This is a genomic window from Dermacoccus sp. GAS27A (assembly GCF_044909235.1).
GTDB classification, from domain to species: domain Bacteria; phylum Actinomycetota; class Actinomycetes; order Actinomycetales; family Dermatophilaceae; genus Dermacoccus; species Dermacoccus nishinomiyaensis.
In genome coordinates this window covers 22,039-47,705 of sequence record NZ_JBIYDW010000001.1, presented here as the reverse complement: position 1 = coordinate 47,705, position 25,667 = coordinate 22,039, and the positions used below count along the sequence as shown (strand labels likewise).

20 protein-coding genes, 2 tRNA genes and 1 pseudogene are annotated in these 25,667 nt (G+C 68.7%); 11 read left to right on the top strand and 12 right to left on the bottom strand.

The window, feature by feature from the left end:
• Positions 1-432 precede the first annotated feature (432 nt).
• Positions 433-1,128, top strand: coding sequence for an SDR family oxidoreductase (locus ABH936_RS00250; RefSeq protein ID WP_404601990.1), 696 nt, complete (start codon positions 433-435; stop codon positions 1,126-1,128).
• Positions 1,129-1,165: 37 nt separating this feature from the next.
• On the opposite strand, the gene ABH936_RS00245 is transcribed toward ABH936_RS00250, so the two are convergent.
• Both ABH936_RS00245 and ABH936_RS00240 read right to left on the bottom strand, forming a co-directional pair.
• Positions 1,166-1,660 (bottom strand): DUF6584 family protein, encoded by a 495-nt coding sequence (locus ABH936_RS00245; protein ID WP_040014439.1) that lies wholly within the window; start codon positions 1,658-1,660, stop codon positions 1,166-1,168.
• 264 nt (positions 1,661-1,924) lie between these two features.
• Positions 1,925-2,512: a GAD-like domain-containing protein gene (locus tag ABH936_RS00240; protein ID WP_006944396.1), complete on the bottom strand. Its 588-nt coding sequence runs from the start codon at positions 2,510-2,512 to the stop codon at positions 1,925-1,927.
• Positions 2,513-2,688: 176 nt separating this feature from the next.
• On the opposite strand from ABH936_RS00240, the gene valS reads away from it, so the two are divergent.
• Positions 2,689-5,403 (top strand): valine--tRNA ligase, encoded by a 2,715-nt coding sequence (gene valS / locus ABH936_RS00235; protein ID WP_404601988.1) that lies wholly within the window; start codon positions 2,689-2,691, stop codon positions 5,401-5,403.
• A 66-nt stretch (positions 5,404-5,469) separates the two neighbouring features.
• Here the strand turns inward: valS and clpX are convergent, their stop codons facing one another.
• Positions 5,470-6,711 carry an ATP-dependent Clp protease ATP-binding subunit ClpX gene (clpX, locus tag ABH936_RS00230; RefSeq protein WP_038567554.1) on the bottom strand — a complete coding sequence of 414 codons (1,242 nt, stop codon included), beginning with the start codon at positions 6,709-6,711 and terminating at the stop codon, positions 5,470-5,472.
• Positions 6,712-6,962: 251 nt separating this feature from the next.
• Here clpX and ABH936_RS00225 point away from each other — a divergent pair, with 251 nt between their 5' ends.
• The 4 genes and pseudogenes from ABH936_RS00225 to ABH936_RS00210 all read left to right on the top strand — a co-directional run bounded on the left by ABH936_RS00225 (position 6,963) and on the right by ABH936_RS00210 (position 11,284).
• The gene (locus tag ABH936_RS00225; RefSeq protein WP_404601985.1) at positions 6,963-7,913 is read left to right on the top strand and encodes a carbohydrate ABC transporter permease; all 951 of its coding nucleotides are present in this window, start codon (positions 6,963-6,965) and stop codon (positions 7,911-7,913) included.
• Positions 7,910-8,995, top strand: coding sequence for a carbohydrate ABC transporter permease (locus tag ABH936_RS00220; protein ID WP_404601983.1), 1,086 nt, complete (start codon positions 7,910-7,912; stop codon positions 8,993-8,995). The genes ABH936_RS00225 and ABH936_RS00220 overlap by 4 nt, the downstream gene beginning before the upstream one ends.
• On the top strand, positions 8,889-10,205 hold the full coding sequence (locus tag ABH936_RS00215; protein WP_404601981.1) for an ABC transporter substrate-binding protein: 1,317 nt from the start codon (positions 8,889-8,891) through the stop codon (positions 10,203-10,205). The genes ABH936_RS00220 and ABH936_RS00215 overlap by 107 nt, the downstream gene beginning before the upstream one ends.
• A gap of 3 nt (positions 10,206-10,208) precedes the next feature.
• Positions 10,209-11,284: pseudogene (locus ABH936_RS00210) on the top strand (ABC transporter ATP-binding protein).
• A 118-nt stretch (positions 11,285-11,402) separates the two neighbouring features.
• On the opposite strand, the gene ABH936_RS00205 reads toward ABH936_RS00210, so the two are convergent.
• From ABH936_RS00205 to ABH936_RS00185, 5 genes are all read right to left on the bottom strand, one after another.
• Positions 11,403-12,068 (bottom strand): ATP-dependent Clp protease proteolytic subunit, encoded by a 666-nt coding sequence (locus tag ABH936_RS00205; protein WP_006944395.1) that lies wholly within the window; start codon positions 12,066-12,068, stop codon positions 11,403-11,405.
• Between the two features lie 23 nt (positions 12,069-12,091).
• A complete protein-coding gene (locus ABH936_RS00200; protein ID WP_404602367.1) occupies positions 12,092-12,715 on the bottom strand; it encodes an ATP-dependent Clp protease proteolytic subunit in 624 nt (207 codons plus the stop codon).
• Between the two features lie 238 nt (positions 12,716-12,953).
• The gene (gene tig / locus ABH936_RS00195; protein WP_074041098.1) at positions 12,954-14,558 is read right to left on the bottom strand and encodes a trigger factor; all 1,605 of its coding nucleotides are present in this window, start codon (positions 14,556-14,558) and stop codon (positions 12,954-12,956) included.
• 113 nt (positions 14,559-14,671) lie between these two features.
• Positions 14,672-14,745, bottom strand: a tRNA-Pro gene (locus ABH936_RS00190).
• Between the two features lie 120 nt (positions 14,746-14,865).
• Positions 14,866-14,939 (bottom strand) — tRNA-Gly (locus tag ABH936_RS00185).
• A 231-nt stretch (positions 14,940-15,170) separates the two neighbouring features.
• On the opposite strand from ABH936_RS00185, the gene ABH936_RS00180 reads away from it, so the two are divergent.
• Positions 15,171-15,362 (top strand): antitoxin, encoded by a 192-nt coding sequence (locus tag ABH936_RS00180; protein ID WP_144693326.1) that lies wholly within the window; start codon positions 15,171-15,173, stop codon positions 15,360-15,362.
• Between the two features lie 114 nt (positions 15,363-15,476).
• On the opposite strand, the gene ABH936_RS00175 is transcribed toward ABH936_RS00180, so the two are convergent.
• From ABH936_RS00175 to ABH936_RS00165, 3 genes are all read right to left on the bottom strand, one after another.
• A complete protein-coding gene (locus ABH936_RS00175) occupies positions 15,477-16,625 on the bottom strand; it encodes a PP2C family protein-serine/threonine phosphatase (RefSeq protein WP_062258277.1) in 1,149 nt (382 codons plus the stop codon).
• Between the two features lie 140 nt (positions 16,626-16,765).
• Positions 16,766-17,233 carry a ribose-5-phosphate isomerase gene (locus ABH936_RS00170; protein ID WP_038567531.1) on the bottom strand — a complete coding sequence of 156 codons (468 nt, stop codon included), beginning with the start codon at positions 17,231-17,233 and terminating at the stop codon, positions 16,766-16,768.
• Between the two features lie 56 nt (positions 17,234-17,289).
• Positions 17,290-17,940 (bottom strand): DsbA family protein, encoded by a 651-nt coding sequence (locus tag ABH936_RS00165; protein WP_082740853.1) that lies wholly within the window; start codon positions 17,938-17,940, stop codon positions 17,290-17,292.
• Positions 17,941-18,059: 119 nt separating this feature from the next.
• Between ABH936_RS00165 and pepN the strand changes: the two genes are divergently transcribed.
• The 4 genes from pepN to ABH936_RS00145 all read left to right on the top strand — a co-directional run bounded on the left by pepN (position 18,060) and on the right by ABH936_RS00145 (position 24,277).
• Positions 18,060-20,645, top strand: a complete 2,586-nt coding sequence (gene pepN / locus ABH936_RS00160) for an aminopeptidase N (RefSeq protein WP_074041096.1) — start codon at positions 18,060-18,062, stop codon at positions 20,643-20,645.
• Between the two features lie 215 nt (positions 20,646-20,860).
• Positions 20,861-21,946 (top strand): mechanosensitive ion channel family protein, encoded by a 1,086-nt coding sequence (locus tag ABH936_RS00155; RefSeq protein ID WP_404601976.1) that lies wholly within the window; start codon positions 20,861-20,863, stop codon positions 21,944-21,946.
• 73 nt (positions 21,947-22,019) lie between these two features.
• On the top strand, positions 22,020-22,424 hold the full coding sequence (locus tag ABH936_RS00150) for a globin (protein ID WP_006945874.1): 405 nt from the start codon (positions 22,020-22,022) through the stop codon (positions 22,422-22,424).
• 116 nt (positions 22,425-22,540) lie between these two features.
• Entirely contained in the window at positions 22,541-24,277 is a 1,737-nt protein-coding gene (locus ABH936_RS00145) for a glycoside hydrolase family 13 protein (protein ID WP_404601973.1), read from the top strand.
• A gap of 158 nt (positions 24,278-24,435) precedes the next feature.
• Here the strand turns inward: ABH936_RS00145 and ABH936_RS00140 are convergent, their stop codons facing one another.
• The gene (locus ABH936_RS00140) at positions 24,436-25,467 is read right to left on the bottom strand and encodes a Gfo/Idh/MocA family protein (protein WP_404601971.1); all 1,032 of its coding nucleotides are present in this window, start codon (positions 25,465-25,467) and stop codon (positions 24,436-24,438) included.
• Positions 25,468-25,667 lie beyond the last annotated feature (200 nt).

Here is a 25,667-nt window from a genome sequence, read left to right as displayed (position 1 = left end):
GCGCAACCTGTTCTTCCGGGGACTCGCCGCTGATGACGGCTCGAACGTCGTTGCCACCATGCTACCCGCCGTGGCGGAGTGCTCGATCGCACGGGCAAGCCGGCGCCCCCGGCCTGTTGCCACCGGCCCCGGAGCGACTCGGCGAGCCCGGACCAGCTGCACCAGTGGTGAGTCGACCAGCCCGGGCCGACTGCATGAGTAATGTGCATCTGCACGACTTTCATGACGCACATTCCTCGTGCAGATGCACGATTCTCGGGCAGCTGAGAAACGGGCCGCTGCGGGCGGGATCTGTGGGGCCGGGAAGCGCAGCAACGGGCCCCCCGAGCAGACGGAGCCGGGCCCGCCGCCAGGTCTTCGTTACCGTGAGTCCAGCCCCGCCGCCCTGCCGACCATGCCTGTCGACGGGCCCACCCTTTTGAGGAGAACATCATGACGTCTCGCCCCACCGTCCTCGTCACCGGCGGTACGCGCGGCATCGGCCGCGCCATCTGTGACGCCCTGGCCGCCGATCACGACCTCATCATCGGCGGCACGTCCGCCGACGCCGTGGCCGAGGCGTGTGCGCGATACGAGAACGCCCGGCCGTTCGTCGCGGATCTGGCGGACGAGGCCTCGACGACTCGCGCCGTCGAAGCTCTCGGATTGACGCGTCTCGACGGCGTCGTCCACTCCGCCGGTGTGCTCGGCAACGGCGCGCTGACGGATCTGCGTCGTGACGACTGGCGCCGCACGTTCGAGATCAACGTCGTCGCCGTCGCCGATCTGACGCGGCTGCTCCTGCCCGCCCTGGAGGCGGCTCGCGGCACCGTCGTCGTCATCAACTCCGGTTCGGGGCTGACGGCGGGTGGCCCCGGCGGCGTCTACTCGGCGTCGAAATTCGCAGCCCGCGCCCTCACGGACGCGATGCGAGAGGAGCTGCGCCCGAGGGGGATCCGCGTCTCGTCCGTGCACCCGGGGCGGGTGGCGACCGACATGCAGGTCGAGCTCAATTCCTTCGAGGGCCGCGAGTACGACGAGGCGAACTACCTGCGGCCCGAGTCGGTCGCGAGCGCCGTCCGCCTCGCCCTCACGGCGACGCCGGACGCGAACGTCGACATGATCTCCGTCCGCCCCGGCCCGCGATGAATCACCTGAGCGACACCATGGGCACGCGTGTCCCTGGTCAGTGCAGCACCCACTGAGAGAAACTCCACGCGCCCCACAGCATGAGGAAGAGGCTCCACGAAGTGACCAGCACGATCGTCAATCCGCACCCGATGTCTCCGGCGCGTTCACGCCAGCCGGCTGTGTAGCCCTCCTGCGGGGCCCGATCCCCGTGCCATCGCCGCGGCTCGCCCGCCTCGACACGCAACTGCGCAACCTGCGGCGCCGTGGACACCATGCGAACCCGTCTGGGGATGCTGCGCCACTGCGCCGCAGGCCCTCCGCGGAAGGTCCGCCACGCGGCAATTGCTTCTCGCGCCACTTCGTCGTCGCGCCCGAGGACGAAAAGCAGCGCGCCCGCCGCGGGCAGATCCCCCATCTCGAGGTGCACCTGCGCGAGCAGCGCGATGACCTCGTCGTCGGGCGACTCCACGAGATAACTCGTCAAGCGCTGACGAGCCATCCAGAGGCGGCCTTGCGCAATGTCGCCGCGGGCTCGGTCGAGGGCGGTCATGGCCCTGATGATGCCCTACCGGCGGGCCGACGCACGACCCCATTCTCAGCGCGTCATTCCACCGTCACCGACTTGGCGAGGTTGCGGGGCTTGTCGACGTCGTGCCCGAGCACCTGCACGTCACTCGCTCAGCGCTGGCGCGCCATTCGCCCGGTATGACAAAACACGCCCCACTTCCATTGAAGTGGGGCGTGCTTTGTCGATCCTCACCGAGGTGGGTGTTCGGGGCTCCCGCAGGTCAGCGCATGACCACAGGCTGACGGATCAGCGCTGACGCTGCTCGCGCACCATGCGGTGCGTCAGGAGGGCGTGCTGGACGCCGTCACCCTTCGTCAGTGCGTCGGGGCTGACGGTGCCGCCGAGCGGCAGCATCGGCGTGAACGAGTAGAGCTCGCCCTCACCGAGCAGCCCCAGCTTGGTGCGCGCACCCTGGTGCGGTCCGCGCAGGTCCGCGAGGTGCGACGACGGCCCGACGAGGTGCTCGGCGAAGAACTCGTCGGCCGACTCTGCAACGACGAGGTTGGTCAGGAAGTGCGGGTCGAGGCACTGCACGCGGCCGTCCTCGTCGAGGTGGTAGACGTGGCCGAAGCTCGTGACGGCGAAGGGGATGCTCGCGACGCCGACACCGAACCACTCCTGCAGCACGGGCGTCCACACGGCGGGGTCGACGAGCTGCAGCTCCTGCTTGCCGTACCAGCCGATGCCGTGGTCGCGGTACAGCGCGAGCAGCGACTGCGGCAGCCGGTCGGCCGCGTACTCGACGAACGCGGGCCCCACGGGGGTGACGTCGCTCGGCGCGAAACGCGCGACGAAGGGCTCGATCGCGGCGGCGCCGCGCGGCGTGGCGTTCATGTTCGTGTGCTCCCTCGTCCGAGCGACGTCTCGCCCTGATTCTCCTGCGCGCCCGGCATGTGGGCGCGTCGTCGGCCATCTGCTCATAGCCTAGGCCCCCGCCCCTGCGTTGTCGCACCGAGCCCGCCTCGCCGCCGCCGGTCGCACCAGGACGTCAGGCATGGAAAAATGACCCCATGACTTCCGACACCACCCCAGCCCAGCAGACGCCGCCCGGCGCCCGCACGATGCCCGACAAGCCCACCGTCGACGGCCTCGAGGACGTCTGGGGCCAGGTATGGAAGGAACGCGGCACGTACACGTTCGACCGCGAGCGCGCCCTGCAGCTGCCGCGCGAGCAGGTCTTCGCCATCGACACTCCCCCGCCGACGGCATCGGGCAGCCTGCACGTCGGGCACGTGTTCAGCTACACCCACACCGACTGCATGGCGCGCTACCAGCGCATGCAGGGGCGCGAGGTCTTCTACCCGATCGGTTGGGACGACAACGGCCTGCCGACGGAGCGTCGCGTCCAGAACTACTACGGCGTGCGCGGCGACGCGACGAAGCCCTACATCGAGAACTACACCCCGCCACTCGAGGGCGCCGAGGGCAAGAGCGTCAAGGCCGCCGACCAGCAGCCGATCGGGCGCAAGAACTTCATCGAGCTGTGCGACGTGCTCACCGTCAAGGACGAGGAGACCTTCGAGGCACTCTTCCGCCGCCTCGGCATCAGTGTCGACTGGAACGTGCAGTACCGCACGATAGACGAGCGTTCGCGCGCCGTCGCGCAGCAGGCGTTCCTGCGCAACCTGAAGCGCGGCGAGGCCTACCAGCAGGAGGCACCGGGGCTGTGGGACGTCACGTTCCAGACGGCCGTCGCCCAGGCTGAGCTCGAGGCACGCGACTACCCGGGCGCCTATCACCGCGTCGCCTTCCACACGAGCGACGGCGAGAACGTCTACATCGAGACGACGCGCCCCGAACTGCTGCCCGCCTGCGTCGCCCTCATCGCCCACCCCGACGACGAGCGCTACCAGCCGCTGTTCGGCACGAGCGTCAAGAGCCCGCTGTTCGATGTCGAGATCCCCGTCCTCGCGCACCCGAGCGCCGAGATGGACAAGGGCGCCGGCATCGCCATGTGCTGCACCTTCGGTGACCTCACCGACGTCCAGTGGTGGCGCGAGCTGCAGCTGCCGACGCGCTCGATCATCACGCGCAACGGCCGCATCACGGGCGAGGTGCCCGAGTGGATCGCGGGCGGCCCGGGCGAGCAGCTGTTTGCCGACGAGCTCGCGACGAAGACGACGTTCACCGCACGCGAGAACGTCGTCAAGGCGCTCATCGCCTCCGGTGACCTCGACGGTGAGCCGAAGAAGACGCAGCGCAAGGCCAACTTCTTCGAGAAGGGCGACAAGCCCCTCGAGATCGTGACGAGCCGCCAGTGGTACATCCGCAACGGTGGCCGTGACAAGGATCTGCAGTCGGCGCTCGTCGCACGCGGCAACGAGATCGACTGGCACCCCGCGTTCATGCAGAGCCGCTACACGAACTGGATCGAGGGCCTCAACGGCGACTGGCTCATCAGCCGTCAGCGTTTCTTCGGCGTCCCGTTCCCGATCTGGTACCCGCTGGACGCGAACGGCGAGGCCGACTACGACAACCCAATCGTGCCCGACGAGTCCGAGCTGCCGATCGACCCGCAGGGCCAGGCGCCGAAGGGCTACGACGAGAGCCAGCGCGGCCGGGCCGACGGGTTCATCGCCGACCCCGACGTCATGGACACGTGGGCGACGTCGTCGCTCTCCCCGCAGATCGCGACGGGCTGGCCGATCGCCGACGGCACCGCGCACAAGAGCGACCCCGAGCTGTTCGACAAGATCTTCCCGATGGACATGCGCCCCCAGGGCCACGACATCATCCGCACCTGGCTGTTCGCGACGGTCGTGCGCGCCCATCACGAGAACGGCACCGTGCCGTGGAAGAACACCGCCATCTCCGGCTGGATCCTCGACCCCGACCGCAAGAAGATGTCGAAGTCGAAGGGCAATGCGCAGACACCGGAGGACGTCGTCAGGGAGTTCGGCGCCGATGCCGTGCGCTACTGGGCCGCCTCGGGCCGCCTCGGGACGGACGCCGCCTACGACACGGGCCAGATGAAGGTCGGCCGTCGCCTCGCGATGAAGGTGCTCAACGCCTCCAAGTTCGCGCTCATCACGCCTCCGGTGACGCCCGATGCCGACGCCGCACCGACGATCGAGGCGCTGCTGCCGCACGTCACGCAGCCTCTCGACGTCTCGCTGCTGACGGCCCTGCGCGACGTCGTCGAGAACGCGACGAAGAGCTTCGAGACGTGGGACTACACGCGTTCGCTCGAGTTGACGGAGACGTTCTTCTGGGCGTTCTGCGACGACTACATCGAGCTCGTCAAGGAGCGCGCCAACAACCGTGACGGTGCATTCGACGAGGCCGAGTCGGCGTCGGCGCGTGCCGCCGTCCGCATCGCGCTCGACGTCCTGCTGCGCCTGTTCGCGCCGTTCCTGCCGTACGCCACCGAAGAGGTGTGGTCGTGGCAGCACGCCGAGTCGGTGCACCGCGCCACCTGGCCGACGCGCGACGAGCTCGCGTCCCTGCCCGACGGTGACCCGCTCGTCCTCACCGCCGTGTCTCAGGCTCTCGCCGGTGTGCGCCGCGCGAAGTCAGAGGCCAAGCTCGGCATGCGCGCCGAGGTGACGGCGATGACGCTCGCCGGCCCGGCGGCGGCCCTCGCCGCCGCAACCAAGGGTGAAGCCGACCTGCGCGCAGCCGGTCGCATCAGCGCCATGACGAGCGTCGAGGAGGAGACGGAGAACGGCGTCCTGCTCGTGCGCGACACCGAGCTGCTCGCTCCCCCGCCGAAGGTCAAGAACTGACGAGCGACTGAGAGCCGCGACCCTGCCCGGCAGGATCGCGGCTCTCAGTGCGTCAGGACGCGCGCGTCAGGCAGCGCGACGTCGCACGATCGTCGGGGTGATGCGGTCGAGCACGACCTCGCGCGTGATGACGACCTTGTCGATGTCGTCCTCGCTCGGCACGTCGAACATGACGGGCAGCAGGACCTCTTCGAGGATGGCGCGCAACCCGCGCGCGCCGGTGCCGCGGCTCATCGCCTGCTCGGCGACGGCGTCGAGGGCGTCGGGTGTGAACTCGAGCTGCACACCGTCGATCTCGAACATGCGCTTGTACTGCTTGACGAGTGCGTTCTTCGGCTCGGTGAGGATGCTCACCATGCCCTCGCGATCGAGCGGCTCGACGGTCGTGATGACGGGCAGGCGGCCGATGAACTCGGGGATGAGACCGAACTTCATGAGGTCCTCGGGCTGCACGTCGGTCATCGACGCATCCCCACCGGCGGGCAGGTGCAGCTGCGAGCCGAAGCCGAGCCCCTTCTTGCCCTTGCGGTCCTCGATGATCTTCTCCAGGCCCGCGAACGCGCCACCGACGATGAACAGCACGTTCGTCGTGTCGATCTGGATGAACTCCTGATGCGGGTGCTTGCGCCCGCCCTGCGGCGGCACCGACGCGGCCGTCCCCTCGAGGATCTTGAGCAGCGCCTGCTGCACGCCCTCACCGGAGACGTCACGCGTGATCGACGGGTTCTCGCTCTTGCGCGCCACCTTGTCGATCTCGTCGATGTAGATGATGCCGGTCTCGGCGCGCTTGGTGTCGAAATCACTCGCCTGCAGCAGCTTGAGCAGGATGTTCTCGACGTCCTCACCGACGTAGCCGGCCTCCGTCAGGGCTGTCGCGTCGGCGATGGCGAACGGGACGTTGAGCATGCGCGCCATCGTCTGCGCGAGGTAGGTCTTGCCGCAGCCCGTGGGGCCGATGAGCAGGATGTTCGACTTCGCGATCTCGACCGGATCCTTCGAGCCCGACGCCTCGGCGGCCTGGACGCGCTTGTAGTGGTTGTAGACGGCGACGGCGAGCGAGCGCTTCGCCGCGTCCTGTCCGATGACGTACTCACGCAGGAAGTCGAAGATCTCGCGCGGCTTCGGCAGCTTCTCGAGGCCGATGTCGACCGAGTCGGTCAGCTCTTCCTCGATGATTTCGTTGCACAGGTCGATGCACTCGTCGCAGATGTAGACGCCCGGGCCGGCGATGAGCTTCTTGACCGACTTCTGGCTCTTGCCACAGAACGAGCACTTGAGCAGGTCGCCGCTCTCTCCCACGCGTGCCATCCGTCATCCCTTCGTCGAGCGACCCGCCGCGAGACGGGTGTGCGTACCCGACGACGGTAGTCGAAGGGGCCCTCGCTGCCCCTCATTGAATCCCGCGTGGCGGGCGCCGGCCAAGGCTGTTCGCGCTGGGCGCAACGGACGCGGAGTCCCCGCACGCCTCGCGCCGCGAATCACTCTCAAATGGACACACGACCAACACCTGTTGTTCATTTCCAGGACACCTTGTCAGGTTGTCAGGACAACGTTTGCGCGTGCTCGAAGACCCCCCCACGCCCTCGCCGCAGGCGCACCCGCCCGCGCCCCTCGGCCCCCCGCCGCCACGCCGCGGCCGGCCCGTCGGTGAATGGTTGACGGCGGCAGCGCTGCTGCTGCCCAACCTCGCGCTGTTGGCCGTGTTCACCTACCGACCGCTGATCGACAACATCCGGTTGTCGTTCACGGACTGGACGCTGTCGGCGCCGACGCTCAACTACATCGGTCTGCAGAACTACTCGACGTGGCTGCACGACGCCAACGCGCACCAGGTGCTGCGCAACACCGCCATCTTCACCGTCGCGACGCTCGGGTTGTCGATGATGATCGGCCTCGGGCTCGCGCTGCTGCTCGATCGTCAGCTGCGCGGTCGCAACCTCGTGCGCTCGGCGATCTTCGCGCCGTTCGTCCTGTCCGGCACCGCCGTCGGCCTCGCGTTCCAGTTCGTCTTCGACCCGCACTTCGGTCTGCTCTCCGACCTCGCGCACCGCGTCGGCCTCAGCGTCCCCGACTTCTACCAGGATCCGAACTGGGCCCTCGTCATGGTGACGCTCACGTACGTGTGGAAGAACATCGGCTACACATTCGTCATCTACCTCGCCGCGCTGCAGGGCCGCCGCACCGACCTCGACGAGGCCGCGGAGATCGACGGCTCGTCGTCGTGGCGTCGCTTCACCAAGGTGCTGCTGCCGCAGCTGCGCCCGACGACGTTCTTCCTGTCGATCACGGTGCTGCTCAACTCGGTCCAGGTCTTCGACATCATCCAGATCATGACGCGCGGTGGCCCCCAGGGCTACGGCACGTCGACGCTCGTCTACCAGGTGTACCAGGAGACGTTCGTCAACCAGCGCGCCGGCTACGGCGCCACGATCGCGACCATCATGTTCCTCATCCTGCTCGTCGTGACGGTCGTGCAGGTGCGGGTCATGGACAAGGAGCAGAAGGCATGAGCACCGCAGCCCCGCAGGAGAACGCCGCTGCGGCCACGCCGAAGCGGTCGGGTTCCTCCCCGTTCCGACGACGCCCCCGCGAGGAGGCGCACAGCAACGAGGTCCTCGTCCACGGCGGGTTGCCGATGACGATCGCCGGTTACGCCGCGATGATCATCGCGTTCGCGATCGTCGCGATCCCGCTGTACTGGATCTTCATGACGTCGATCAAGCACCGCAGCGACATCTACACGACGCCCGCCGTCTGGTTCCCGCACTCGGTCACGGGTGAGGGTTACAAGACCGCGACGCAGTCGATCCCCTTCTGGGACTTCTTCCGCAACTCGGTCATCGTCACCGTCATCCTGTCGCTCGCCAAGATCGTCCTCGGTGTCATGAGCGCCTACGCCCTCAGCCTCATCCGCTTCCCCGGGCGCAACCTCGTGTTCATCGTCGTCATCGCGGCGCTCATGGTGCCGAACCAGATCACCGTGATCTCGAACTACGCGCTCGTCAGCCAGCTCGGCTGGCGCAACACCTACCAGGGCATCATCCTGCCGCTGGCGGGCGTCGCGTTCGGCACGTTCCTCATGCGCAACCAGTTCCTGTCGATCCCCAGCGAGATCATCGAGGCCGCGCGCATGGACGGGGCCGGGCCGATGAAGCTGCTGCGCAAGGTCGTCATGCCGATGTCGTGGCCGACCCTCATCGCGTTCTCCATCATCACCGTCGTCAACGAGTGGAACGAGTACCTGTGGCCGTTCCTCATGTCCGACGACCAGCGCACCGGCACCCTGCCGGTCGGCCTCACCCAGTTGCAGAACAACGAGGGCATCACGGACTGGGGCCCTGTCATGGCCGCCACGATGCTCGCCATGCTCCCCGTTCTCGCCCTGTTCCTCGTCCTGCAGCGCCACATGATCAAGGGCCTCACGGCCGGCGCCGTCAAGGGCTGCCCCTCTCCCCCACGCTTCACCCAGACGAAGGAAGAAACTCATGTCCACACTCTCGCGCCGCAACCTCTTCGGCCTGACGGCTGGTGCCGTCGTCACCGCAGGCCTCAGCGCCTGCGCCGGCTCCGGCGGCTCCTCCAGCGGTGGTAACAACGGTGGCGGCGACTCGAACACGATCGAGTTCTGGAGCAAACACCCCGGCAAGTCGAAGGCGACCGAGCAGAAGCTCATCGCCGAGTTCGAGAAGGCCAACCCGAACCTCAAGGTCAAGCTCGTCGACGCCGGCAAGAGCTACCCCGACGTCGCGCAGAAGTTCAACGCGGCCCTGTCCGGCGGCAGCCTGCCCGACGTCGTCATCGTCTCCGACACGACGTGGTTCAACTTCGCCCTCAACGACCGTCTGGCCGACATGTCGGCCCTGACGTCCGAGAACAAGCTCTCGACGGACGACTACGTCAAGGGCCTGTACGACGACTACAAGTACGAGGACAAGCACTACGCCCTGCCGTACTCGCGCTCGACGGTCATCTTCTACTACAACAAGGACGCCTGGAAGAAGGCCGGTCTGCCGGACCGTGCGCCGACCTCGTGGGACGAGTTCGAGCAGTGGGCGCCCAAGCTGCAGTCGGCCATGGGCTCGGGCAAGAAGGCCATCGTCCTGGACGACGGCTCCGACTACCTCGACTGGACGTTCCAGTCCATCGCGTGGAGCTACGGCGGCGGCTACTCGAAGGACTGGACGCCCACCATGGCGTCCGAGGGCACCGTCAAGGCCGCCACGAAGATCCAGGAGTGGGCCAAGAAGGGCTGGATGCAGACGTCGAAGGACAGCCAGGCCGACTTCGCCTCGGGCATCGGCGCCTGCGCCATCGAGTCGACCGGTGGCCTCGCCGGCGTCATCAAGGACGCAAGCTTCAAGGTCGGCATCGGCTTCCTGCCCGCGCCGGGCGGCATCAAGACCGTGCCGACGGGTGGCGCCGGCCTCGCGGTGCCGAAGGGCATCTCCGCCGAGCGTCAGAAGAACGCCGTGAAGTTCATCGAGTTCATGACGAACAAGGACAACACGATCACCTTCTCCCAGGCGACCGGGTACATGCCGGTGCGCACCTCCGCCATGGACGACGCGAAGGAGAAGGCGTACCTCGAGAAGAACCCCGAATACGCCGTCGCCGTCAAGCAGCTGCCGAAGGCCCGCCCGCAGGACAACGTCCGCGTGTTCCTGCCCGGCGGTGGCATCGACATCGGTACCTCGCTCGACAAGATCATCGCCGGCTCGGACGTCAAGTCGACGCTCGAGGCGCTCGACAAGGCGCTGCAGGCGAAGTACGACTCCCAGATCAAGCCCAAGCTGAAGAAGTGATTCATGGCATCCGTCACCTTCGACGAGGCCACCCGCCTGCACAAGGGTGCGCCCCGTCCCTCCGTCAACAAGGTCACGCTCGACATCGCCGACGGGGAGTTCCTCGTCCTCGTCGGCCCGTCGGGCTGCGGCAAGTCGACGACGCTCCGCATGCTCGCCGGCCTCGAACCGGTCGACGAGGGCCGCATCCTCATCGACGGCCACGACCAGGCCGGCGTGCGTCCCCGTGATCGCGACGTCGCGATGGTCTTCCAGAGCTACGCGCTCTACCCGACCATGACGGCACGTCAGAACATGGCGTTCGCGCTCGAGAACGCAGGCACCTCGAAGGCGGACATCAACGCCCGCGTCGAGGAAGCGGCGAAGATCCTCGAGCTCGAGCCCCTGCTCGAGCGCAAGCCGGGCGCGATGTCGGGTGGCCAGCGTCAGCGTGTCGCCATGGGTCGCGCGATCGTGCGCCAGCCCAAGGTGTTCTGCATGGACGAGCCGCTGTCGAACCTCGACGCCAAGCTGCGCGTCTCGACGCGTGCGCAGATCGCGGCGCTGCAGCGACGCCTCGGCGTCACGACCGTCTACGTCACGCACGACCAGGTCGAGGCGATGACGATGGGTCACCGTGTCGCGGTGCTCAAGGACGGCATCTTGCAGCAGTGCGACACCCGGAGGAGCTGTACGAACGGCCGCGCAACACGTTCGTCGCAGGCTTCATCGGTTCGCCGTCGATCAGCCTCATGGACGCCGCGCTCACCGGCGGTGACGCGACGTTCCACGGCATGCGGGTGCCGCTGTCGCGCGACATCAAGGCGACGTCGGATCGCGTGACGATCGGGGTGCGCCCCGAGGCGTTCGTCGTCGCGCAGCCCGGTGAGGCGGGTGCGCTCGAGCTCGAGGTCGAACTCGTCGAGACGCTCGGCTCGGAGGCGTTCGTCTACGGTCGCCCCGCGGGCGAGCCTGACGGCCCCCGCATCGGCACGCGCGTCGACAAGCGCGTGCGCCCGACGCAGGGTGACCGGTTTGCGGTGAAGCCCATGACCGACCACGTCCACGTCTTCGACACGGAGACCGGCGAGCGGCTGTGACACCCGGGCCGCTCCCCCGCCGCGGGTGATGCCGACATGACGAATGTGCCCGCCCCTTCCACACGGAAGGAGCGGGCACGTTCGTCGTGGCGGGTCAGACCCGGTGGGCCTGGAGCCGTCAGCTCTCCAGCGAGGCCTTACGGCTCGTCAGCACCTCGTCGATGAGGCCGTACTCCTTGGCCATCTCGGCGGTGAGGATCTTGTCGCGGTCGATGTCGGCACGCACCTGCTCGATCGAGCGGCCGGAGTGCTTCGCGAGCGTCTCCTCGAGCCACTCACGCATGCGCATGATCTCGTTGGCCTGGATCTCGACGTCGGAGGCCTGGCCGCCCGAGCCCTCCATCGCCGGCTGGTGGATGAGCACGCGCGCGTTCGGCAGCGCGTACCGCTTGCCGGGCGCGCCGGCGCCGAGCAGGACGGCGGCGGCCGAGGCAGCCTGTCCCAGGACGAACGTGTGCACGTCCGGGCGGATGTACTGCATCGTGTCGTAGATCGCCGTCAGCGCGGTGAACGAGCCACCGGGGCTGTTGATGTACATGACGATGTCGCGGTCCGGATCCTGCGACTCGAGCACGATGAGCTGCGCGATGATGTCGTCGGCCGACGCGTCGTCGACCTGGACGCCGAGGAAGATGATGCGGTCCTCGAACAGCTTCGTGTACGGGTCGAGGCGCTTCGTGCCGTACGAGGTGCGCTCTTCGAACTGGGGCAGGATGTAGCGGCTCGTCGGCATCGGCGCGGTGACGCCGCCCATCGGGTGGCCCATGGAGCTGTGGGTGTTCATGAAGGTCTCCTTCGTGGGCGAGATCAGTGGTCGGACGACTCAGAGGATGCCGCAGCGTCCCCGGTCGCGTCCTTGGTGGCGTCCTGCGAACGCTCGAAGACGTGGTCGACGAAGCCGTACTTCTTGGCCTCGGCCGCGGTGAACCAGCGGTCGCGGTCGGAGTCGGCCGAGATCTTCTCGACCGGCTGGCCCGTGTGCTCGGCGATGAGCTCGGCCATCTGCTTCTTGATGTGCAGCAGCTGCTCGGCCTGCGTCTTCACGTCGGAGGCCGTGCCCTGGATGCCGCCGAGCGGCTGGTGCATCATGATGCGCGCGTGCGGCGTCGCGTAGCGCTTGCCCTTGGCGCCGGCGGACAGCAGGAACTGACCCATCGACGCGGCCAGACCCATCGCGACGGTGCACACGTCGTTCGGCACCCACTGCATCGTGTCGAAGATGGCCATGCCGGCCGTCACCGAACCACCGGGCGAGTTGATGTAGAGCCAGATGTCCTTCTCCGGGTCCTCTGCGGCGAGCAGCAGCAGCTGCGCGCAGATGGCGTTCGCATTGTCGTCGCGAACATCCGAACCGAGGAAGATGATGCGCTCCTTGAGGAGCCGGTTGTAGATCTGGTCGTCGAGGCCGGCGGCCATCTGCGGGCCTGCCATGACCACGTCCGAGGACTGGGCATTCGTCAAGGGATCACTCCGTTCCGAATCTGCCACCCCGAGCGGGTGACATCACGCTTGAACTCTTCACTGACCCTAACGCGCGGGCCCGAGCGTTTCGTCCCCGTCTCGGGGCTTGTTCGCCGTCAGCGCAAGGCTCGACGTTCGCCTGGGCCCGGACGCGACGAAGGGCCGCCCGATTGCTCGCGCGGCCCTCGTCTCAGACGTCAGTGACGACTCACTCGCCGTCGACAGCCTTCTTGGCCGTCTTCTTCGCAGCGGTCTTCTTGGCGGCGGTCTTCGTCGCCGTCTTCTTCGCAGCCGTCTTCTTGGCGGCCGCCTTCTTGGCCGGCTTCTCCGCGGCCTCAGCGGAGTCGGCGTCAGTGGCCTCGGCAGGGGCGGCGACCTTCTTCGTTGCCGTCTTCTTCGACGCGGCCTTCTTGGTCGTCGTCTTCTTCGCGGCAGCCTTCTTGGCGGGCTTGTCCGCAGCGTCGGCGTCGGCGTCCTCGGAGGCGACCGGAGTGGCGTTCTCACCGTCGGCGGCGTCGGCGGCCTGCGCCTCGTCCTCGTCATCGCCGGTGTCGACGGCGGCGTTCAGGTCGACGACGTTGCCCGCCGTGTCCTTGACCGTGGCGGACTCGAGAACGGTGGCGAGCGCCTTGCGGCGAGCGACCTCACCCATGATGGCGGGCACCTGGCCCTGCGCGTCGAGCGCCTGCGCGAACGTGTTCGGGTCCATGCCGTACTGCTGCGCCGACATGATGAGGTACTCGATCAGCTCGTCCTGGCCGACCTGGATCTCGTGCTTCTCGACGATCTCGTCGAGCAGGAGCTGCGTCGCGACCTGCTGACGCGTCGATTCGGTGACCTCGGCGCGGTGCTCGTCATCGTCGAGACGGTTCTCGCCCTCGAGGTGGTTCGTCACCTCTTCGGTGACGATGGACTCGGGCACCGGGATGTCGAGCTGCTCGAGGAGGACCTCGAGGACCTTGTCGCGGGCCTGGACGCCCTGCTCGAAGCGCTTGGTGCGCTCGACCTCGGCGCGCAGGTCGGCCTTGAGCTCGTCGATCGTGTCGAACGACGACGCCAGCTGGGCGAACTCGTCGTCGAGCTCGGGCAGCTCACGGACCTTGACCGACTCGACCTTGACGGTGCACTCGGCGTTCTCGCCCTCGTGCTCACCGCCGGCGAGCGGCGAGGTGAACGTCGCCTCCTCGCCGGCCTTGAGGCCCGTCAGCGCCTCGTCGAGACCGTCGAGCATCGTGCCCGAGCCGATCTCGTAGGAGACACCGGAGACCGCGTCGATCTCGTTGCCGTCGATCGTGGCCGACAGGTCGATCGTGACGAAGTCGCCCTTCTTGGCCTTGCGCTCGACCGACTCGAGCGTGCCGAAACGCTCGCGCAGCTCGGCGATGCGCTCGTCGATGTCGGCGTCGGAGACCTCGATCGGCTCGACCTCGACCTCGAGCGTGTCGAACGCCGGGAGCGTGATCTCGGGGCGGATGTCGACCTCGGCGGTGAAGCTCAGGCCCGCGCCGTCCTCGAGCGGGAACTCGGTGATGTCGACCTCGGGCTGGCCGAGGACCTTGACGTCGTTCTCGACAATCGCGTTCGTGTACAGCTCCGGAAGCGCCTCGTTGACGGCTTCCTGGATGACGGCCGCGCGGCCGAAACGCTGCTCGATGAGCTTCGCGGGAACCTTGCCCTTGCGGAAACCGGGGATCTGAACCTGCGAGCCGATGGTCGTGTAGGCCTTCTCGATGCTCGGCTTCAGTTCGTCGGCCGTGACGTCAACGGTGAGCTTGACCCGGGTCGGGGTGAGGTTTTCGACAGCGCTCTTCATCAGCGGTGCACTCCAGTCGATCGGTGATGGTGGGCGCGCCCGCACCGGCCGGCCGATCATCGGCCCTGCCTGCGGCGCGGCGCACTCCTCTTACTCGTCGTTCATGCTAACGGTCGGGGTGACAGGATTCGAACCTGCGGCCTTCCGCTCCCAAAGCGGACGCGCTACCAAGCTGCGCCACACCCCGTCAGCCCCGCTCACCAGAGGCGAGGCGGGCCGCTCCGCGCGAGCCGTCCTGCTGCGATCGCGCCGGGGCGCGCTCTCGCAAGACGAACGGCGGCCCCCGCGGGAGCCGCCGTCGCGGTGCTGGAGCGGGCGACGAGAATCGAACTCGCGTGATCAGTTTGGAAGACTGAGGCTCTACCATTGAGCTACGCCCGCATGTTTCTCGGACACATTACCCGAACACGCCGTGACGCCCCAATCCGCGGGGGCTGACCTGGCCCGCCGCCGTCGCGCCCGTGCTCGCGCGAAGCGCCGCCGACGGTCGTCTTGGCCACCGAGACGTTCGCCAACGAACGATGCCGGCGGTCTCGACGCCGCCCCCGCGCATGTGCTTCGGTGAAGATGAGTCCGGTTCGCCGGAGCACTTCCATTCGCAGGAGGCACATCATGGGCATTTTCGACAGCGCCAAGGACAAGGCCGGCGAGTTCGCCCAGGACAACCCCGACAAGCTCGACCAGGGCGTCGAGAAGGCCGGCGACTTCGCCGACGACAAGACGGGCGGCCAGCACGCCGACCAGATCGACAAGGGCCAGGACTTCGCGAACGAGAAACTCGACGGCGCCTTCGGCGGCGAGTGAGCTGCCTCCGTTGAACGCTGACGGCGCCGCTCCCCGGTGGGGGGCGGCGCCGTTCGTCGTTCAAGCAGGATAGGTCGATCGGGCAGATGCACTCGCTCAGAAGGGCGCGCTCACTTAGACGGACGCGGTTCCGCGCGCGTGGCGCGATTCGGACGACTCAGGCACGGGCCGCCAGATGACGACGACGGAGCGGTCGTCCTGCCCCCCGGTGCGCGCCGAGGCCTCGCAGATGCGCTGGGCCGCCCCCTCCGGGCCGGCGCTGATGGCCCGTTGCGCGAGGCCGAGCATCTGCTGCGTCCCGGCCGCGAGGTCGCCGTCAGGGCCCTCGACGACGCCGTCGGTGTAGAGGAGCAGGACATCGCCGGGCTCGAGCACCCCGCCGGCGCGCGCGTAGTCCTGCGGCCCCTGGTCGAACAACCCGAGCAGCAGACCGGCCGCGCCGGTGATCATCTCCCAGCGGCGCGTGCCCGCGTGATAATGCGCGGCGCTCGGGTGACCGGCCGTACCGACGCAGTACTGGCCGTCCTCGACGTTGATCGAGACGTGGATGGCGGAGGCGAACCCGTCGCGCCAGCCCTGGCGGATGAGGTAGCGGTTCGCGCCGGGAAGAAAATCCTCCGGGCGCGTCTCCCCCAGCAACCCTGCGAGGGCGCCGGAGAGCAGCAGCGCACGCATCCCGGCAGACGGGCCGTGCCCGGAGACGTCGGTGAGGGCGAGGTGCAGGTGGTCGTCGCGTCGGGCGGCGACGACGAAGTCACCGCTGAATGCATCCCCGCGTGAGGGCATGACACAGTGCTCGACGCGCATCCCGTCCGGCATCTCGGGTGGCAGGGCCTGGGTGTCGAGCCGCTGCCGCAGATCCTTGAGCATGCTCGAGCCGACCGAGAGCGGCACACCCATCGTGAAGCGCTGACGGTTCGCGAACGCGACGATGCCGACGATGAGGGCGAGAGCCACCGCGACGGACCACTGCGTCGGCGCGTCGGACCAGGTGATCGCGGCCGTCGTCACATAGCCCGTCAGGACGATGGCGATGGCGAGCGCCAGGCGACGCCCCGACAACAGGAACGCTGCGGCGACGATGAGCGGGATGAAGACCGCATGCGACATCGTCGGCGTGAGCGCGATGGCGGCGGCACAGACGATCGCGGTGAGCAGCGCGAACGCGACGACGACGCTGTGCGGCTTGGAGATCGGAGTGGCCACGGCACGCTGCACCGACTGACGCAGGCGCGTCTGTTCGCGTTGAGCCTCCAGAACCACGCGCGCCAGCCTATAGGGGTTGCCTCACGCGCACCAGGGGTGGTGGAGCATGCACCTGCGTGGGTGACAGGCTCCACCGACCCGGGCCGACGGCCCGTCACGCGGCGAGAAGATCGCGCCGCGCGGGCCGTTCGAAGGCCTCAGCCCTCGGAGGGCAGCGTGCCGTCCCGTTCGTACTTCTCGACCATCGCGAGGCGGCGCGCGTGACGCTCGACGCCCGCGTACGGCGTCTCGATGAAGGTGCGGGCGATCTGCTTGGCCTCGTCGATCGAGACGAAGCGACCACCGATCGACAGGATCTGCGCACCGTTGTGCTCGCGTGCGAGAGAGGCGAACTCGGGCGTCAGGCACAGCGCGGCACGGATGCCCTTGACCTTGTTCGCCGCCATCTGCTCGCCGTTGCCGGACCCGCCGAGAACGATGCCGAGCGAGCCCTCGTCGTCACGCACGCCCTCGGCGGCACGCAGGACGTAGACCGGGTAGTCGTCCTCGGCGTCGTACTCGCTCGGGCCGTGGTTGATGACCTCGTGACCCTGCTCGGTCAGGTAGGTCAGCAGGGCCTGCTGGGTCTCGAAAGCTGCGTGGTCGCCACCGATGTGAATGCGCATGTGTGCTCGTCCTTGTCGCGAAGATATGGCCTGAGGGGCAGTGGTGGTGCGGAGGGTCAGCTGAAGTCGGGGCCGACGTCGCGGCTGCGCTTGAGTTCGTAGAAACCGGGCGTGCCCGCGACGAGGAGGCAGCCGTCCCACAGGCGCCCGGCGTCCTCACCCTTGGGCGCCGGCGTCACGACCGGGCCGAAGAACGCGGTGCCGCCGAACGCGACGACGGGGGTGCCGACGTCCGTGCCGACGAGGTCGGTCGCGCGCTTGTGCGCGGCCCGCAGGGCGACGTCGACATCGTCGCCGGGCACGTTGGTCGCCGCGTCGACGAGCTCCGGCTCGAGACCGCACTCGGCGAGCGACTCCACGAGCACGCGCCGCACGCTCTCGGCGTCACGCGGGTCGGCGCCGCCGGGGTGGAAGCGGGTGCCGATCGCGTCGTAGAGCGGCTTGACGACGTCGTCGCCGTGCGCCTGTTGCGCCGCGATGACCAGGCGTGCGGGCGCCCACGCCTGTTCGAGGAAGGCCCGGTAATCATCGGGCAGGTCGCGGCCCTCGTTGAGGACGGCGAGGCTCATGACGCGCCAGGTGACGCGCACGTCACGCACCTTCTCGACCTCCATGAGCCAGCGGGACGTCATCCACGCCCACGGGCACATCGGGTCGAAGAACATCTCGACGGTAGGGGCTGCGGACTCGGGCTGATTTTCGCTCACCGTCCCATCCTGCCACCTCGAGCGCTCGTGCAAGGATGGGCAGCACCGCCCGAACGGCTGTGGCGCACACCACTTCGCGCACCGCCGTTCCTCAACCCTGCTGGAAGGACACCACTGACGTGAACGGGGCCAACCTCACCCGCGACGACGCGCAGACCCGCGGCGAGAACATCACCGTCGACTCCTACGCCGTCACCCTCGACCTCACCACCGGCCCGACGACGTTCGCGACGTCGAGCGTCGTGCGCTTCAGCGCGCAGCCCGGCAGCGAGACATGGCTCGATTTCCTGGGCGAGTCCGTCAGCCGCGTCGTCGTCAACGGCGAGGAGCGTGACGTCGACTGGAACGGGGCGCGCATCCGCCTCACCGATCTCGCCGCCGAGAACGAGGTGCGCGTCGACGCCGTCGGCGTCTACATGAACACCGGTGAGGGCCTGCACCGCTTCGTCGACCCCGCCGACGACGAGGTCTACCTCTACTCGCAGTTCGAGGTGCCGGACGCGCGACGCATGTACCCCGTCTTCGAACAGCCCGACCTCAAGGCGACGTTCCAGTTCACCGTCACGGCGCCCGCGCGCTGGCAGGTGCTGTCGAACGAGACGACGCCGGAGCCGAAGCCCGCGACGCAGACCTACACGGGTCCGAACGGGGTGAGCGAGCCGGCCGCGACGTGGGAGTTCGCCCCCACCGCCCGCATCTCCTGCTACGTCACCGCGCTCGTCGCGGGCCCCTACGAGGCGTACCGCGACAGCGTCGAGACGCGCGCCGGCACCATCCCTCTCGGCGTGTTCTGCCGCAAGTCGCTCGCTCCGCACATGGACGCCGACGAGATCTTCGACATCACCAAGCGTGGCTTCGCGTTCTTCGAGAACGAGTTCGACCAGCCCTACCCGTTCACCAAGTACGACCAGATCTTCACGCCGGAATACAACGCGGGCGCGATGGAGAACGTCGGCTGCGTGACGTTCTCCGAGATCTACGTCTTCCGCGCCAAGGTCTCGGAGGCCGTCGTCGAGCGCCGTGCGCTGACGGTGCTGCACGAGCTCGCGCACATGTGGTTCGGCGACCTCGTCACGATGAAGTGGTGGAACGACCTGTGGCTCAACGAGTCGTTCGCCGAGTGGGCCTCGACGACGGCGCAGGCCGAGGCGACTCGTTGGGAATCGGCGTGGACGACGTTCGGCACGTCCGAGAAGGCGTGGGCCTACCGTCAGGACCAGCTGAGCTCGACGCACCCCATCGTCGCCCCGATCCGCGACCTCGCCGACGTGGAGGTCAACTTCGACGGCATCACGTACGCCAAGGGCGCTTCGGTGCTCAAGCAGCTCGTCGCCTACGTCGGGCGTGAGCCGTTCACCGCCGGTCTGCGCGCTTACTTCGCGCGCTATGCGTGGCAGAACACGACGCTGCCGCAGCTGCTCGCCGAGCTCGAGACGACGAGCGGACGCGACCTCACGCAGTGGTCGAAGCTGTGGCTCGAGACCGCCGGCGTCAACACGCTGCGCCCGATCGTCGAGACCGACGACGACGGCCGCATGACGAGCGTCGTCATCGAGCAGAGCGCCGCCGACGACTACCCCACGCTGCGTCCGCACCGCCTCGCCGTCGGCTGCTACATGCTGCGTGACGGCGCCCTGACGCGCACCGCGCGCGTCGAGCTCGACGTCGACGGTGAGCGCACCGAGGTGAGCGAGCTCGTCGGCACGCCGCAACCCGACCTGCTGCTCGTCAACGACGACGACCTCGCCTACGCGAAGATCCGTCTCGATGCGCGCAGCCTCGCCACGGCCATCGCCCACCCGCGCGCGTTCACGGATTCGCTGCCGCGCGCCCTCGTGCTCGGCGCCGCCTGGGACATGACGCGCGATGCGGAGATGTCGGCGCGCGACTTCATCGACATGGCCCTCGCGACGCTGCCGGGCGAGAGTGACTCGACGCTGCTGCGCACCCTGCTCGGGCAGCTGACGACCGCCGCGCGCACGTACACGGCACCGGAGCACCGCGACGACGTCGTCGCCCTCGTGGCCCGCACTCTGCGCGGTCTGCTGCGCTCGGCCGAGCCCGGCTCCGATGCGCAGCTCCAGCTCGCGCAGGCGTTCACGTCGTTCGCCGCGAGCGCCGACGACCTCGCGTTCGTCCGCGGCCTGTTCGAGGGCTCGTCCGTGCTCGACGGTCTCGCCCTCGACACCGAGATGCGCTGGACGCTGCTCACGAGCCTTGTCGCCGGTGGCGTGCTCGGCGAGCCCGAGATCGCGGCCGAACTCGAGCGGGACAACACCGCGACCGGCGCTGAGCGCGCCGCGCGTGCCCGGGCGGCGATCCCGACGGCCGAGGCGAAGGCCGCGGCGTGGGCGTCCGTCGTCGACTCCGACGCGCTCGCGAACCAGACGATCGCCGAGACCGCCGCGGGCTTCGGGCACGTGCACGACGAGGCACTGCTCGAGCCGTACATCGAGCGCTACTTCGAGATGGCCGAGGGCTACTGGGCCTCGCGCACGCACCACATCGCGGAGCTGACGATCGGGTCGTTCTTCCCGTTCACGCTCGCCGGGCCGCAGCTGCTCGCGCAGGCCAACACCTGGCTCGACGCCCACCGTGACGCCCCGGCCGGTCTCGTGCGCACCGTTGCCGAGAACCGCGACACCGTGGCGCGCGCCGTCGAGGCTCAGCGCTTCGACGCACAGGCGGCGCGACAGCACGGCTGAGCCCGCCGCGACGGGCGGTGATGCGCGCGAGCCGTGAGTGCTCGTGCTTCCCCCGCATCGTGTGTGCCATCGCGACGCAGCTGCGCCGGCGGCAGTGATCGCGCAGAGCCCGGGGAGCCTGGGCTCTGCGAGACTCTCGCTTCACGTGGGGCGGCAGCGAATCGGTCCACGTCGGTCGTTCGAGACGAGCTGGGCGCGGGTGATTGGATGACGGCATGTCATCGACTCCCCTGAGCCTCGGCCCGCTGCGCACGTCGACGATGAGCGATCTGTGGCACCACGTCGGTGGCACTCCGGTGCAGGTGGTCATCATCGTCGTCGCGGCCGTCGCGGTGCGTTGGCTCGCCCACCGCGCGATCTCGCGGGCCGTCGAGGCGATGATCGCCCGCCCCCGCTCGACGCGTTCTGGGCAGGACGAGACACGTGGGGCCACTGACGAGGCCGGTCAGCAGACGGGCGCCGCCACCCCTTCCGCCCAGGCGCCAGAAGGCGCGGGCGACGCTGCGGGAGGGGCGGAAGGCGCTGCGGGGAGCACCGCCGTCAGCGCCGGCGACCTGCTCGCTCCGACCCGCGCCCGGTTGCGTGCCGCCGCAGGTCTCGACGACGAGCGTCGCCGCCAGCGCGCCGCGACGATGGGGTCATTGCTGCGCTCGATCACGACGGTGGCGGTCGTCGTCGTCGCGACGCTGACGATCGCCGCGCAGTGCGGCATCCAGCTCGGCCCGATCATGGCGAGCGCCGGAGTCGCGGGCGTCGCGCTCGGCTTCGGCGCGCAGTCGCTCGTCAAGGACTACCTGTCGGGCATCTTCATGATCTTCGAGGATCAGTACGGCGTCGGTGACGTCATCGACACCGGCGAGGCGATCGGAACCGTCGAGGAGGTGACGCTGCGCATCACGCGGCTGCGCGACGCGAACGGTGTCGTCTGGTACGTCCGAAACGGTGAGATCGTGCGCGTCGCCAACCGTTCGCAGGGGTGGTCGACGTCGCTCGTCGACATCCCGGTCGCCTACGACTCGGACATCCACACCGTCACCCATGTGCTCGAGGGCGTCGTCGACGCGCTTGAGGCCGACCCCGAGTGGAGCGAGAAGCTGATCGAGCGCCCGAACGTCGCGGGTGTCGAATCGGTGGCGGGCGGCACCATGACGTTCCGCATCATCGCGAAGACGGCGCCGAACGAGAACTTTGGCGTGAGCCGCGAACTGCGCCGACGCAGCGTCATCGCGCTCGAGGACGCAGGCGTCAAGGGCCCGCCGGCCCAGCCGTTCGCCGCCGTCAACACCGCCCTGCCGAGGTGAGGCCGACCTCGGCACCAATGAAGGGACCTCCGGCCACGCGACGGCCGTGGCGCGCGGGTGAAAGACTGGACACATGAGTGAGCCGACGCTGTACGACCGCATGGGCGGCCACGCCACGTTCCACCGTCTCGTCGAGGTGTTTTACGACGGCGTGGCGCAGGACGCGACGCTGCGAGCGATGTACCCCGAGGCCGATCTCGAGCCCGCGAAGCGCCGTTTCGAGATGTTCCTCGAACAGTACTGGGGCGGCCCGACCACGTACTCGGCCGAGCGCGGCCACCCGCGCCTTCGGATGCGACACATGCCGTTCGCCGTCACCCCCGAGCAGCGCGACCGCTGGCTGACGCACATCATGGCGGCGTGCGACGACGTCGCCCTGGAACCGGAGCTCGACCGCCTGCTGCGCGACTACCTCGTGCGCGCGGCCTACAGCCTCGTCAACACCCCCGGGCCGGAGCCGGAGCACCCGGTTCGCTGACGCGGCGCCGTCACCGAGTCGAACGGCTCGGGCAGCGATGGGCCTGTCGAGCCCCTCTCGGCCGCGGGTGATGCGGACGGTTTCGTCCCAGCGCCCGTGGTTGGCAGACTGGGGCGGTGAGTGAACAGACTTCGTGGATCAAGCAGACCTCAGCGACGCACGTCGGCCACGGCGGCCAGGAATGGTGGCGTACGTCCGCCGTCTACCAGGTGTATCCGCGCTCGTGGGCCGATTCGAACGGTGACGGTGTCGGCGACCTGCCCGGCATCACCGCCAAGCTGCCCTACCTGCGCGACCTCGGCGTCGACGCGCTGTGGATCTCGCCGTTCTACACCTCCCCGATGGCCGACGCGGGCTACGACGTCGCCGACTACCGCGACATCGACCCGCTGTTCGGCACCCTCGCCGACGCCGACAAGCTGATCGCCCGCGCGCACGAGCTCGACCTGCGCGTCATCGTCGACCTCGTGCCGAACCACTCCTCCGACGAGCACGAGTGGTTCAAGGCGGCCCTCGCGGCCGGCCCTGGTTCGCCGGAGCGCGAGCGCTACCTGTTCCGCGACGGCAAGGGCGAGAACGGTGAACTGCCGCCGAACGACTGGCAGGCGATCTTCGGCGGCAACGCGTGGACGCGCGTCAGCGACGCCGACGGCAACCCCGAGCAGTGGTACCTGCACCTGTTCGACCCCAAGCAGCCCGACTTCAACTGGAACAACCCCGCGGTCCGCGACGAGTTCGTCTCGATCCTGACGTTCTGGCTCGACCGCGGTGTCGACGGCTTCCGCGTCGACGTCGCGCACAGCCTGATCAAGGCCGACGGGCTGCCCGATCACGCAGCGCACGCGCAGATGGCCGGCACCGGCGATGCGAGCCACGACAACGGCGGCCCGATGTGGGATCAGGAGGGCGTGCACGAGATCTACCGCGCGTGGCGTGAGTTGCTCGACTCCTACAACCCGCGCGACACCGAGGGTTACGACTCCGCCGCGGACCGCGCGATGTGCGCCGAGGCGTGGGTCAGCCCGCCCGAGCGCCTCGCCCGCTACGTGCGCCCGGACGAGTTCCACCAGGCGTTCAACTTCGCCTTCCTCGAGACACCGTGGCGTGCCGCCGACCTGCACGAGAGCATCACGTCGTCGTACCGCTCGAACGACTCCGTCGGCGCACCGACGACGTGGGTCCTGAGCAACCACGACGTCGTACGTCACGCCACGCGTCTTGCGCTGCCCGTCGGGCAGCCGCGCCCCAACGGCATCCGCGCCGAGGACCCGCAGCCCGACGCGGCACTCGGCCTGCGTCGCGCCCTCGCGGCGACGGCACTCGAGCTGGCACTGCCCGGCGGCGCCTACCTGTACCAGGGTGAGGAACTCGGCCTGCCCGACCACACGACGATGCCCGACGAGGCGCGTCAGGACCCGACATGGGATCGCTCCGAGCACACCGAGGCCGGCCGTGACGGCTGCCGCGTGCCGATGCCGTGGGTCAAGGACGCGCCGTCGTTCGGGTTCGGCCCGTCGGAGGCGACGTGGCTGCCGCAGCCCGAGGTCTACGGTGACCTCGCCGTCGACCAGCAGGACGGCGTGGCCGGTTCGACGCTCGAGTTCTACCGCCGCATGCTGCGCGAGCGTCACGCCCGCGAACTGGGCTCCGGCTCGCTCACGTGGGTCGAGGGCGCCGGCGACGACGTCGTGGCGTTCGTCAACAGCCGTGACGGCCACGAGGACCTGTGGGTCGTCACGAACTTCGGTGAGCCGGTCGCCCTGCCCGACGACGCGTTCGTCGTCCTGAGCAGCGGTGACGCCGACAGCCTCACGGTCGAACGCGACGTGACGGTCTGGTTCACGCGAGCCTGATCGCGGCCCACCCGGTCGCAGCGCGACGCGATGATGACGGGTAACTCACGCGTAGGCGCGTCACAAGGCGCCTACCTGTGAGTTACCCGCCATCGTGCTTCGACGGAAGCCGGAGCTGTCGTGGGTGCGTCCTGGCGTGACGCGTGCTTGGCGCACGGTCACTCCCCCGGGTAGACCACCCCGAGCTGACGGCGGATCTCGTCCATGAGACCCATGACGCGCAACGTCTCGGCGTGTGGCATGAGGGGCGACTCGCGGCGGCCGTCGCTGATGCGGCGGGCCACCTCGACGGCCTCGAAGTGCAGCGCGTGCAGGTCGTCGGCACCGTCGAAGGTGTCGAGCACCTCGCCGTCGTTGCTGACGAGACGCACCTGCGTCGGGAAATAGAACCACCCGTCGAGTTCGAGGCGCCCTTCGGTGCCGGCGACGACGGCGGTGTTGGGCGTCTGCGTCGCCATCGTCGTGCCGAGACCGGCGATGGAACCACCGCCGCGCAGGGTGATCGTCTCGCATTCGTCCACGCCCTGCGGCGTGAGGATGCCGGTGGCGACGACGTCGTCGACCTGCGGCATGAGCATCGCCGCGAAGCTGAGCGGGTAGATACCGAGGTCGAGGAGCGCACCGCCGGCGAGGGCGGGATCGGACAGGCGCTGGGGCCCCTCCGGGTAGAGCGCTTGACCGTGGTCAGCGGCGATCCAACGCACGTCACCGATGAGGCCGGCGTCGACGGCCTGACGGATCACGTCGTAGTGCGGCAGGAAGCGCGACCACATGGCTTCCATGACGAACACGCCGGCGCGCTCCGCCGCCTCGAGCACCTCCCGAGCCTCGGCGGCGTTGCGCGCGAATGCCTTCTCGACGAGGACGTGCTTGCCCGCCTCGATGGCGAGCAGTGCGTGGTCGCGGTGCTCGCTGTGCGGTGAGGCGACGTACACGACGTCGACGTCGTCATCAGCAACGAGTTCGCCGTAGGATCCGTAGGCCGTTGCTCCGGAGGCGAATTCGTCGACGAACTCTTGCGCCCGCTGAACATTTCGAGAACCGACGGCGACGATGCCTTGGGACGTCCGCGCCGTGATCGCTTGCGCGAACGTGCGGGCGATGCCACCGGGCGCGATGATGCCCCAGCGCAGGCTCGGCGCGTCCATGGGGTCGAGGGTGCGTGGCTGCGGTAGTGAACGGTGCGTCATGGTCACGACGATAACCGCGCAGGCACCCATCGTTCGGCTCGGCGGGCTCGCGTGCACGGCGCCGGATGCCCGACCGCTCAGGTGCGGACGATTTCGACCGTGACGCATCGCACCCGAACGCGCGCCGCCAGGTGCGCAACCCGCGTCAGCGACGTCGCGCACCCCAGCCGATCACGCTCGCGGTCCGAGCGACGAGCGAC